3 protein-coding genes are annotated in these 12806 nt (G+C 74.3%); all 3 read right to left on the bottom strand.

Annotated elements, in window-relative coordinates; genetic code table 11:
* Nucleotides 1-17: 17 nt before the first annotated feature.
* Nucleotides 18-9491 carry a type I polyketide synthase gene (locus P3T41_RS33025; protein ID WP_280694294.1) on the bottom strand — a complete coding sequence of 3158 codons (9474 nt, stop codon included), beginning with the start codon at nucleotides 9489-9491 and terminating at the stop codon, nucleotides 18-20.
* Entirely contained in the window at nucleotides 9491-9721 is a 231-nt protein-coding gene (locus P3T41_RS33020) for a hypothetical protein (protein ID WP_280694293.1), read from the bottom strand. The genes P3T41_RS33025 and P3T41_RS33020 overlap by 1 nt, the downstream gene beginning before the upstream one ends.
* 10 nt (nucleotides 9722-9731) lie before the next feature.
* A partial coding sequence (locus P3T41_RS33015; protein ID WP_280694292.1) for an SDR family NAD(P)-dependent oxidoreductase occupies nucleotides 9732-12806 on the bottom strand: 3075 nt, incomplete at its 5' end.

Here is a 12806-nt window from a genome sequence, read left to right as displayed (position 1 = left end):
GCTCCGCTTCGGACGGGTCAGGAATCGTTGCTGTCTAGAGCGATGTCGATCAGGCTGTCGAGGTCGAGCGAGTCGATCAGGTCCAGCCCGTCGCCGCTGTCCGGGAGCACGCTGTCGGCACCGGGATCGGCCAGGCTCAACAGGGTTTCCAGCAGCCCCAGTTCGCGGAACCGGGCCAGCGGAATGGCTGCCAGTGCCTGGCGCAACTCGGCCTCCTGGGGGTCCAGGGCGGCTTCGCGGGCCTGGTCGGGGAACAGCTCGTCGCGCAGGTGCTCGGCGAGTGCCGCGGGCGTGGGGTAGTCGAAGACCGCGCTGGCAGGCAGTTTGAGGCCGGCCGCCCCGGCGAGCCGGTTGCGCAGCTCGACCGCCGTCAGCGAGTCGAAGCCGAGTGCCCGGAACGCCCGGGCGGGCTCCACCGCGTGCGCACCGGCGTAGCCGAGGACGTCGGCCACCTGGCCGCGCACCAGCTCCAGCAGTGCGCGATCGCGCTCGACGCCGCTCAACTCGGCCAGCCTGGACCGAAGTCCGCCCTGCTGACTGTCGGCGACCGGCGCGGCGGCGGCCTGCTCGGCGGCCAACGCCTGCCGCACCTCGGACAGTTCGCCGATCAGCGGGCGCGGCCGGGCGGCGGTGAAGGACGGCACGAAGCGGGCCCAGTCGACGTCGGCGACCACGCCCGTGGCAGCCCCGCTGTCCAGGGCCAGTTGCAGGCCGAGCAGCGCGGCGGCGGGATCCATCACCGGCAGGCCGAACCGGCGCAGGTGCTCCTCGGCCGCCTCGCCCGCCGCCATGCCGGCCTCGCCCCAGGGGCCCCAGGCCACCGAGGTGCCGGACAGGCCGCGGGCTCGGCGAGCGTCCACCAGGGCGTCCAGGAAGGCGTTGGCGGCGGCGTAGGCCGCCTGGCCGCCGCTGCCCCAGACTCCGGCGATCGAGGAGAAGGTCACGAAGGCGTCCAGCTCGGCGTCGCCGAGCAGCGCGTCCAGGTGCACCGCGCCGGTCACCTTGGCATCGATCACCGCTGCCAGGTCGGCGAGTTGACTGTCCATCAGGCTGGCGTCGGCCACCACGCCGGCCGCGTGCACCACCGCACTGAGCGGGCGGTCCAGCGAGCCGAGCAGCGTCGCCAGTGCCTCGCGGTCGGCGACGTCGCAGGCCGCGATGGTGACGGTGACGCCCAGGGCGGTGAGTTCCTCGCGCAGCTCGGCCGCGCCGGGGGCCTGCGGGCCGCGCCGGCTGGTGAGCACCAGGTGCTCGGCGCCGCCCCGGGCCAGCCAGCGGGCCACCTGGGCGCCCAGCGCGCCGGTGCCGCCCGTGACCAGCACGGTGCCGCGCGGGCGCCAGGCGGTGCCGGTCGCGGGCTGCGACGCCCGGACCAGCCGGCGGGTGCGCAGGCCGGCGGGGCGCACGGCGAGCTGGTCTTCGCCGTCACCGGTGGCGAGCGCGCCGACCAGCAGGGCTTGGGCGCGCTCGTCCAGCTGCTCGGGAAGGTCGATCAGGCCGCCCCAGCGGTCGGGGTGCTCGAGCGCCACCACCCGGCCCAGTCCCCAGACTTGTGCCTGCCCGGGGTTGGTCAGACGGTCGGCACGGTCGGTGGCGACCGCGCCACGGGTCAGGCACCAGAGCGGTGCCGCCGACTCCACGTCGCCCAGCGCCTGCACCAGCAGCGCGGTGACCGCCAGGCCCGTGGGCAGCGCGGGGTGCGCGGCGTGCGGGGTCTCGTCGAGGGCGAGCAGCGAGACGACGCCGGCCAGCGGGCCGGTCACGGCGAGTTCGGCGCGCAGCCGGTCGGCGAGGGTGGCGCGGTCGGCGTCCGCCGTGCCGACGGTGAGCTGCCGGACGTCGGCGCCGTGCCCGGTCAGCGCGGCGCGGGTGGCCGCGGTGAGCTCGGAGTCGGCGTCGGCGGCCGCGGTGACGAGCAGCCAGCTGCCGGTGAGCGCCGCGGCGGGCGTGCCGGTGACGGGGTGCCAGCCGACCTGGTAACGCCAGCCGTCCACGGTCGCACGGGTGCGGCTGTGCCGGCGCCAGGTCGACAGCGCGGGCAGCACCGAGCTGAGCGGCTGGTCACCGTCCAGGCCCAGGGTCGCGGTCAGCGTTTCGAGGTCCTCGCGCTCGACGGTCTCCCAGAAGCGGTCGTCCGTGGTGTCCCGGCCGCGGTCTCCGGCGGACGGGGCGTCGGCGGACGGGGTCGGCCAGTAGCGTTCGCGCTGGAAGGCGTAGGTGGGCAGGTCGATCCGGTGGGCGCCGGTGCCGGCGAAGTAGGCCGGCCAGTCGACGGCCGCCCCGTTCGCGTGGGCCAGGGCGAGCGCGGTCGTGATCGTCCGGGCCTCGGGGCGGTCGGTGCGCAGGGTCGGTGTGAAAGCGCTTTCCTCGGCCGTGGCGCACTCCTGGGCCAGCGCGGTGAGGGTGCCGTCCGGACCCAGCTCCACGAAGGTACGGACGCCCTCGCGCTCCAGCGTCACGATCGCGTCGGCGAAACGCACGGCCTCACGGACGTGACGCACCCAGTACTCGGGCGAGGTCAGATCGGCGGACTGATCGAGCGTCGAGACGATCGGGATCTGCGGCGCGTTGAACGTCAACTCCGCGGCGATGGCACGGAACTCGGCGAGCATCGGGTCCATCAGCGGCGAGTGGAATGCGTGGCTGACGGTGAGGCGCTTCGTCTTGCGACCCTCGGCGGCCAGCTTCTCGGCCACCTCCAGGACGGCCGCCTCAGCGCCGGAGAGCACCACGGAGGTCGGGCCGTTGACAGCGGCGATACCGACGTCCGACCGGTCCGCCAGCAGCGGCAGCACGTCCGTCTCGGCGGCCTGCACCGCCACCATCGCGCCACCGGCCGGCAGCGCCTGCATCAGACGACCACGCGCCGCCACCAGCTTCGCGGCGTCGCCCAGCGAGAACACACCCGCCACGTGCGCGGCCGCCAGCTCACCGATCGAGTGACCCGCCAGGACGTCGGGGCGCAGACCCCAGGACTCCACCAGCCGGAACAGCGCCACCTCGATCGCGAACAGGGCGGGCTGCGTGTACGCGGTCTGGTTCAGCAGCTCGCCGTCGCCGGCTTCGAACAGCACCTCCCGCAGCGGACGCTCCAAGTGCCCGTCGAACTCCGCGCACACGGCGTCGAGAGCCTCGGTGAACACCGGGTACGTCTCGTACAACTCAGCTCCCATGCCCAGCCGCTGACTGCCCTGGCCGGTGAAGAGGAAGGCGAACCTGCCGCCCGTGGCCGAGCCCCGGATCACAGTCGCACCGGGGTCACCCGAGACCAACCCCTCAAGACCCCCCAGGAACCCCTCATTACCGCTGGTCACCACTACGGCCCGGTGCTCCAGCGCCGCCCGGCCTGTCGCCAGCGAGTAGGCCAGGTCCAGCAACCCGGCCGGGTCCGGCCGGTCGCCGGCCCAGGAGCGCAGCCGCTCCGCCTGTGCACGCAGCGCGGGCTCGGTGTGGGCGGAGAGCAGCAGCGGCACGGTGCCGAGGGTGCTGGGTGCGTCAGCCGACTCGGCCACGGCGGCTGCCGGTGCCTGCTCCAGGACGACGTGGGCGTTGGTGCCGCTCATGCCGAAGGAGGAGACGCCGGCCCGGCGCGGCCGCCCGGTCTCCGGCCACACCTGGTTCTCGGCCAGCAGCGTGACCGCGCCCGCCGACCAGTCCACATGCGGGGTCGGCTCGTCGATGTGCAGGCTCTGCGGCAGCACACCATTGCGCATCGCCAGCACCATCTTGATGATGCCCGCGACACCAGCGGCGGCCTGGGTGTGACCGATGTTCGACTTGATCGAGCCGAGCCAGAGCGGCCGGTCGGCCGGTCGGCCCTGCCCGTAGGTGGCCAGCAGAGCCTGGGCCTCGATCGGGTCACCCAGCTTGGTGCCGGTGCCGTGCGCCTCGACCGCGTCGACCTGGTCCGCCGTCAGGCCGGCGTTGGAAAGCGCTTGCCGGATCACCCGCTGCTGCGACGGTCCGTTCGGGGCCGTCAAACCGTTCGAAGCGCCGTCCTGGTTGACAGCGCTTCCACGCACGACCGCGAGCACCGGGTGCCCGAGGCGCTGAGCCTCGGAGAGCCGCTCCACGAGCAGCATGCCGACACCCTCACCCCAGCCCGTACCGTCGGCGCCGCCCGCGAACGGCTTGCAGCGCCCGTCGGCGGCCAATCCGCCCTGGCGGCTGAACTCCACGAACGCCCCGGGGGTGGACATCACGGTCACCCCGCCGACCAGCGCCATCGTGCACTCACCGCTGCGCAGCGCCTGCGCGGCCAGGTGCAGGGCGACCAGTGAGGAGGAGCAGGCGGTGTCGACCGTAACGGCCGGGCCCTCCAGGCCGAAGGTGTAGGAGAGCCGGCCGGAGACCACGCTCGCCGCCGTGCCGGTGCCCAACTGGCCCGAGAGCTCGTCCGCCGAGGTCGCGGCGAGGGTGAGGTAGTCCTGGCCGTTGGTGCCGACGAAGACGCCGCCCTGGCTGCCGCGCAGCGTGGCCGGGTCGATGCCGGCCCGCTCGAACGCCTCCCAGGAGGTCTCGAGCAACAGCCGCTGCTGCGGGTCCATCGCCAGCGCCTCACGCGGCGAGATACCGAAGAAGGTCGGATCGAACTCCGCGACCTCGTAGAGGAAACCACCGTCGCGGGTGTGCGAGGACTGCGCCTCATCGCTGCCGGAAAGCGCTTCCAAGTCCCAGCCGCGGTCGGTCGGGAAGCCGGAGATCGCGTCGCCGCCGGAGGCGAGCAGCTGCCACAGCTCCTCGGGCGAGCCGACACCGCCGGGGAACCGGCAGCTCATCGCGACGATCGCGATCGGCTCATCAGCCACAGCCGCGCTGCGCGCGGTGGTCGACTCGGCGGCGGCCTCCCGGCCGAACAGCTCGGTGCGCAGGTACTGGGCGAGCGCCGCCGAGGTCGGGTAGTCGAAGACCAGCGTGCTCGGCAGGCTCAGGCCGGTGACGGCGTTCAGGCGGTTGCGCAGCTCGACGGCGGTCAGCGAGTCGAAACCCAGTTCCTTGAACGCTCGGGCCGCGTCCACCGCGTCCGGCCCGGGATAGCCGAGCACGGCCGCCACCTCGGTACGGACGGCTTCGAGCAGCGCGCGGTCCCGCTCGGTCGGAGCCAGGCCGGCCAGGCGCTGCGCCAGCGGACCGTGCTGCACCTCCTGGTCGGCACCGGAACCGGCACCGGCCGACGCCAAGGCCTGGCGGGCCTCGGGGATCGCGTCGAACAGCATGGTGGCGCGGCGGCTGCCGGTGGCACCGCCGAGCAGCAGGTCCCAGCTGATGTCGGCGACCGCGAGTGCGGTGTCGCCGTTCTCCAACGCCTGCTGCAGGGCGGAGATCGCCGGAGCCGGGGCCATCGGCGGCACGCCCTCGCGGCGCAACCGCTGCTCCAGGCCCCCATCGGCGGCCATCCCGCCACGACTCCACGGACCCCAGGCGATCGAGGTGGCCGGCAGACCGTCGGCGCGACGCTGCTCGGCGAGCGCGTCCAGATAGGCGTTGGCGGCCGCGTAGTTGGCCTGACCGGGGTTGCCGATGACGCCGGCGGTGGAGGAGAAGAGGACGAACGCGCTCAGGTCGCTGGTGAGTTCGTGCAGGTTGCGGGCGGCGTCCACCTTGGGACGGGCCACGCTCTCGAACCGCTCGGCGGTCAGGCCGTCCAACACGCCGTCGTCGAGCACGCCGGCGGTGTGGAAGACGGCCGAGACCGGCTGGGCCGCCAGCAGCTCGGCCAGCGCCGCGCGGTCGGCCACATCGCATGCCACGACGGTCGCGGTGGCACCCAACTCGGCCAGCTCGGCGACCAGTTCCGCCGCACCCGGGGCTTCCGGGCCGCGTCGGCCGACCAGCAGCAGCTGCTCGGCGCCGTTGCGGGCCAGCCAGCGCGCCACCTCGGCGCCCAACGCCCCGGTGCCACCCGTCACCAGCACCGTGCCGGACGGCCGCCACGGGGTCGCCGCGCCGCGCGGGGCGCGGACCAGGCGGCGGGCGAGCAGGCCCGCGGAGCGCACCGCGAGCTGGTCCTCGCCGCCGACGCCGCTCAGCGCGGCGGCCAGCAGCGACAGCGCGCGGTCGTCCGGGGCTGCGGGGAGATCGATCAGACCGCCCCAGCGCTCCGGCTGCTCCAGCGCGGCCACCCGGCCCAGGCCCCAGAGTTGGGCCTGCACCGGGCTCGCCAGCCGCTCCGCGCGCTCGGTGGCGACCGCGCCACGGGTCACGCACCACAGCGGCGCCGCGATCGCGGCATCGCCCAGCGCCTGCACCAGGGCCAGCGTCCCGGCCACGGAGGTGGCTTCGTCCAGCGTGAGCAGGGAGAGCACGCCGGAGACCGACGCTCCGTCAGAGAGACTGTCATTGAGCTGAGTTGTGAAGGAACCGCGCGCGGCGCCGGTCAGTTCCAGCAGCCGGACCGTCGCGCCGCGCGCGGTCAGCAGCCGCGCGACGCCCTGGACGAGCGCCTCGTCGCGCTGCCCGGCCGGGAGCGCCACCAGCCAAGTGCCCGACAGCACAACCGATGCGGCGTCTGCGAGCGGCTGCCAGCTGATCCGGTAGCGCCAACCGTCGACCGTGGACTGCGCGCGGCTCTGCCGGCGCCAGGCCGCCAGGGCGGGCAGCAACTCGCCGAGCGCGCCGCCGTCCTCGACCGCGAGCGTCGCAGCCAGCTCCGTGACGTCCTCGCGCTCAACCGCTGCCCAGAACTGCGCGTCGGTCGCATCGGCCGCGGCGGCCCCGGCCAGGGTGCCGGCACCACCCGACTCCAGCCAGTACCAGTCGTGCTGGAAGGCGTAGGTCGGCAGGTCGACCCGGCGAGCGGGGCGGCCTGCGAAGAGTGCCTCCCGGTCCAGCGCGCCGCCACGCACCTGGACCCGGGCGACGCCGGTCAGCAGCGTCTCCACCTCGGGCCGATCGGCGCGCAGGGTCGGCGCGAATGCGCTTTCCTCGGCGGTGGCGCAGTCCTGGCCCATCGCGGAGAGGGTGCCGTCGGGGCCCAGCTCCAGGAAGGTGCGGACACCCTCGCGCTCCAGCGTCTCGACGGCGTCGGCGAAGCGGACGGCCTCACGGACGTGGCGCACCCAGTACTCGGGCGAGGTCAGGTCGGCGGACTGGTCGAGCGTGGAGACGATCGGCAGCTGCGGCGCGTTGAACGTCAACTCCGCGGCGATGGCGCGGAACTCGGCCAGCATCGGGTCCATCAGCGGCGAGTGGAACGCGTGGCTGACCGTGAGCCGCTTGGTCTTGCGCCCCAGCTCCGCCAGCTGTCCGGCGACCTCCGACACGGCCTGCTCAGTACCCGAAACCACCACGGAGGTGGGCCCGTTGACGGCGGCGATGCCGATCTCGTGCTCGCGGCCCGCCAGCAGCGGCAGCACCTCCTGCTCGGTCGCCTGCACCGCCACCATCGCACCACCCGAAGGCAGCGCCTGCATCAGACGACCACGCGCCGCCACCAGCTTGGCCGCGTCGGCGAGCGAGAGGATGCCCGCGACGTGCGCGGCGGCCAGCTCACCGATCGAGTGCCCGGCCAGGAAGTCGGGCCGCAGGCCCCAGGATTCGACGAGGCGGAACAGCGCCACCTCGATCGCGAACAGCGCCGGCTGGGTGTACGCGGTCTGGTCGATCAGCGCGTCGGCGTCCTTGAGCGGCCTCTCCAGGTGCCGGTCCAACTCCGCACAGACCTCGTCATAGGCCACCGCGAACACCGGGAAAGCGCTGTACAGCTCCGCGCCCATCCCAGCCCGCTGGCTGCCCTGCCCGGTGAACAGGAAGGCGAGCCGGCCGTCGGTGACCTCGCCCCGCACGACCCGCTGACCAGTGGTCTCGCCGGCCGCCAGCGCGCGCAGCTCGCGGCGGAAGTCGTCCAGTTCGGCGGCGACCAGCACCGCGCGGTGCGGGAGCGCGGCGCGGGTGGTCGCCAACGAGTAGCCCAGGGCGGCCGGATCAAGGTCGGCGTCGGCCCCGGCGTCGGCGTCGGCGGTCAGCTGGGTCAGCAGCCGTCCGGCCTGGGCGCGCAGCGCGTCGGCGCTCTTCGCCGACAGCAGCCACGGCACCACCGCGGTCAGCACCGGGGCCGCGGTGGTGACCGGCGCCGCCGGCTCCTCGGCGACCTCGGCCGGGGCCGGCTCCGGCGCCTGCTCCAGGATGGTGTGCGCGTTGGTGCCGCTGACGCCGAAGGAGGAGACCGCGGCCCGCCGGGGCTCGCCCGTCCGCGGCCAGTCCCGGGCCTCGGTGAGCAGCTCCACGGCGCCCGCCGACCAGTCCACGTGCGGGGTCGGCTCGTCCACGTGCAGGGTCTGCGGCAGCACTCCGTGCCGGATCGCCATGACCATCTTGATCACACCGGCGACACCCGCCGCCGCCTGGGTGTGGCCGATGTTCGACTTCAACGAGCCCAGCCAGAGCGGCTGTTCGGTGGCGCGCTCGCGTCCGTAGGTGGCCAGCAGGGCCTGGGCCTCGATCGGGTCGCCCAGCGTGGTGCCGGTGCCGTGCGCCTCGACCACGTCGACCTGGTCGGCCGTCAACCGGGCGTCGCCCAGGGCCTGGCGGATCACCCGCTGCTGCGCCGGGCCGTTGGGGGCGGTCAGGCCGTTGCTCGCGCCGTCCTGGTTGACCGCGCTGCCGCGCACCACGGCGAGCACCGGGTGCCCGAGGCGGCGGGCGTCGGAGAGACGCTCGACCAGCAGCATCGCGACGCCCTCGGACCAGCCCGTGCCGTCCGCGCCGGCCGCGAAGGACTTGCAACGGCCGTCCGCCGAGAGGCCGCGCTGGCGGCTGAACTCGATGAAGACGTCCGGGGTGGCCATCACGGTGACGCCGCCGACCAGGGCCTGCGAGCAGTCGCCGCGGCGCAGCGCCTGGCACGCCCAGTGCAGCGCCACCAGCGAGGAGGAACAGGCGGTGTCCAGAGTGGCGGCCGGGCCCTCCAGGCCCAGGGTGTAGGCGATCCGGCCGGAGAGCACGCTGGTCGCGTTGCCGGTCAGCAGCCGGCCCTCGACGCCCTCCGGCACCTCCTTCAGCTCCGAGCCGTAGCCCTGGTAGCTGCCGCCGACGTACACGCCGGTCCGGCTGCCGCGCAGCGTGGCCGGGTCGATGCCGGCCCGCTCGAACACCTCCCAGGACGCCTCGAGCAGCAGGCGCTGCTGCGGGTCCATCGCCAGCGCCTCGCGCGGGCTGATGCCGAAGAACTCCGGGTCGAAGCGCCCCGCGTCGTGCAGGAAGCCGCCGCCGGTCGCGTAGACCGTGCCGGGGTGGTCGGGGTCCGGGTGGTACAGGCCGTCGACGTCCCAACCCCGGTCGGCCGGGAACGGGGTGATGGCGTCCCCGCCGGTGGCGACCAGCCGCCACAGGTCCTCCGGCGACCGCACGCCGCCGGGCAGGCGGCAGGTCATCGCCACGATCGCGATGGGCTCCTGCTCGGCGTCCTCGACCTCGCGCAGCTTGCGGGTGGTCTTGCGCAGCTCGGCCGTCATCCACTTGAGGTGGTCGAGGAGCTTCTGTTCGTCTGCCATCAGAGGGCCACCTTCGGGGAAGCCGGAACACGTGCGGTCGGGGAGCGGAAGATCGCGGTCATGAGCTGACCGATGGTGAGCTGATCGGCTGTGGCGATGAGGTGATCAGCCGTCGGCTGATCGGCTGTGGGCCGGTCGAGCGCGAGCTGGTCGAGCGTGGGCCGGTCGAGCGTGGGCTGGCCGGGCAGCAGTTGCTCGGTCGGCGGCCGTTCGGGCGGTGCGGAAGTCATCTCGGTCGCCTCAGTCCCGGCCGAATTCACGGCTGATGATGTCGAAGAGGTCGTCGGCCGACGCGTTCGCCAGCTCGTCGTTCTCGGCGTTGTCGGCCGCTTCCTCGGTCGCGTTCCACTTCGCCATCAGGGCCTGGAGTCGGGCCGTGACCCGGGCCCGGTCGGCGTCGTCGGAGTCCATCGCGGCCAGCGACCGGTCGAGCGCGTCCAGTTCGGCCAGCACCGGCGCGGCGGCGTCGGCCGCATCGGGCACCAGCTCCGCGCCCAGGTACTCGGCCAGCGCCTTCGGGTTCGGGTAGTCGAAGACCAGGCTGGTCGGCAGGCGCAGACCGCCGGCCGCGTTGAGCCGGTTGCGCAGTTCGACGGCGGTGAGCGAGTCGAAGCCGAGCTCGTTGAAGGCCCGTTCGGCCTCCACCGCGCCGGCCCCGGCGTAGCCGAGGACGGCGGCGACCTCGGTGCGGACCAGGTCCAGCAGGGCGCGGTCCCGGTCGGCGGCGGGCAGCGCCCGCAGCCGCTCCTGGAACGCGGCCGACTGCTCGGCCGCGTCGCCCTCGCCGGCGGACGTGGTGTCCGCCAGGGCTTCGCGGGCCTCGGGGACCTCGTCGATCAGCGGGCGCGGCCGGGCCGCTGCGAACGCCGGGGCGAACAGCGCCCAGTCCACGTCGGCGACGGTCAGCGCCGTCTCCTGGTGGTCCAGTGCCTGCTGCAGGGCCGTGATCGCGAGCTCCGGGGCCAGCACCCGCAGGCCACGGCGGCGCAACTGGTCGGCGGCCTGCGGGTCCTCGGCCGCCATGCCGATCTCGCCCCACGGGCCCCAGGCCACCGAGGTGGCCACCAGGCCGGCCGCGCGGCGCCGCTCGGCGAGCGCGTCCAGGAAGGCGTTTGCCGCCGCGTAGCCCGCCTGGCCACCACTGCCCCACACCCCGGCGATCGAGGAGAAGAGGACGAAGGCGTCCAGTTCGGTGTCGCCGAGCACCGCGTCCAGGTGGATCGCGCCGGAGACCTTGGCGTCCATGACCCAGGAGAGTTCGCCCAGGTCGCTGTCGGTCAGCGCGGTGTCCTGGGTGACACCGGCCGCGTGCACGACCGCGCGCAGCGGCATGCCGTCGTACTCCTCCGCGGTGAGCCGCTTGAGCAGCGCCTCCACGGCCGAGCGGTCGGCGACGTCGCACGCCTCCAGGGTGACTCGGGCGCCCAACTCGACCAGCTCGTCCTGGAGTTCCTCGGCTCCGGGGGCATCGGCGCCGCGTCGCCCGGTGAGCACCAGGTGTTCGGCACCGTTGCGGGCCAGCCAGCGGGCCACCTCGGCGCCCAGCGCCCCGGTGCCGCCGGTGACCAGCACCGTGCCGCGCGGCTTCCAGGCCGGCACGGACGCCTGCGGCCGGCCGGCCCGCGCCAGCCGGCGGACCAGGACGCCCGAGCGGCGGATCGCCAGCTGGTCCTCGCCGGCGGTGCCGACTCCGGCTGTGGTTCCGGCTCCAGCTGTGGCTTCGGCGAGGACGGCGGCCAGACGGTCGGCCGCGCGCTCGTCGGCTGCCACCGGCAGGTCGACCAGACCACCCCAGCGCTCCGGGTGCTCGAGCGCCACCACCCGGCCCAGGCCCCAGATCTGGGCCTGCGCGGGGTTGCCGATGGTGTCGGCAGGACCGGTCTGGACCGCACCGGTGGTCGCGCACCAGAGCGGCACGCCGACACCCGCGTCACCGAGCGCCTGGGTCAGCACCGCGGTCGCGGCGAGCCCGGCGGGCAGCACCGGGTGGGTCGGGTGCGGCTCCTGGTCCAGCGCGAGCAGCGAGAGCACACCGGAGAGGCCGCCGGTCTCGGCGGTCGCGGTGCGCAACTCCTCGGCCAGGTCGGCGCGGTCGCACGCGGTGTCGATGGTGAGGCGTCGGACCTGGGCACCGGCGTCGGCCAGGGCCTGGTCGGCGGCGGACACCCAGCCATCGGCGGCCCGCGCGGCCGGGACGACCAGCAGCCAGGTGCCGGTCAGCAAGCCCGTCGGCTCGGCCGCCAGCGGCTTCCAGTCGACCCGGTAGCGCCAGGTGTCCACCAGCGACTGCTCACGCTGCTGGCGTCGCCAGGCCGCCAGCACCGGCAGCACCGGGCCCAGGGCGCTCAGCGACGACTGCGCGTCGTGGGCGTCCACCTCCAGGGTGGCGGCCAGCACGGAAAGGTCCTCGCTCTCGACGGCCTCCCAGAAGCGGGCGTCCGTGCTGTCCACTGCGGTCCGGCTCGCGCCGGGTGCGGTGGCGGCGGGCAGTCGCTCGGGCCAGTACGACTGGCGCTGGAAGGCGTAGGTGGGAAGGTCGATCCGGCGGGCGCCGGTGCCGGTGAAGACCGCCGACCAGTCCACCTCCAGGCCGCGCACGTGCAGCGCGGCGAGGGCGGTGGTCAGCGTGCGGACCTCGGGGCGGGCGGCGCGCAGGGTCGGCTGGAAAGCGCTCTCCTCGCCGGTGGCGCAGTCCTGACCCATCGCGGAGAGGGTGCCGTCGGGGCCCAGCTCCAGGAAGGTGCGGACACCCTCGCGCTCCAGCGTCTCGACGGCGTCGCGGAAGCGGACGGCCTCGCGAACGTGACGCACCCAGTACTCGGGGGACGTCAGGTCGGCCTGCTGGTCGAGCGTCGAAACGATCGGCAGCTGCGGCGCGTTGAACGTCAACCCCTCAGCGATGGACCGGAACTCGGCCAGCATGCCGTCCATCAGCGGCGAGTGGAACGCGTGGCTCACGGTCAGGCGCTTGGTCTTGCGACCCCCAGCCGCCAGCTGCGCGGCCACCTCCAGGACAGCCGCCTCGGCACCCGAAAGCACCACCGCCGTAGGCCCGTTGACGGCTGCGATGCCCACCTCGTCCGTGAGCAGCGGCAGCACCTCGTCCTCGCTCGCCTGGACGGCCACCATCGCGCCACCGGCCGGCAGCGCCTGCATCAGACGACCACGCGCCGCCACCAGTTTCGCGGCATCGGCGAGCGACAGGACACCCGCGACATGCGCGGCCGCCAGCTCACCGATCGAGTGACCCGCCAGGAAGTCCGGGCGCAGACCCCACGCCTCAACCAGCCGGAACAGCGCCACCTCGACCGCGAA

The sequence above is a fragment of the Kitasatospora sp. GAS204B genome, assembly GCF_029892155.1.
In the GTDB taxonomy this organism is placed as follows: Bacteria; Actinomycetota; Actinomycetes; order Streptomycetales; family Streptomycetaceae; genus Kitasatospora.
This window is presented reverse-complemented; position numbering and strand designations above follow the sequence as displayed.

Coding starts and splice junctions, on each gene's coding strand:
- P3T41_RS33025 (WP_280694294.1), bottom strand. CDS start 9,491: ATGGCAGACGAACAGAAGCTCCTCGACCACCTCAAGTGGATGACGGCC.
- P3T41_RS33020 (WP_280694293.1), bottom strand. CDS start 9,721: ATGACTTCCGCACCGCCCGAACGGCCGCCGACCGAGCAACTGCTGCCC.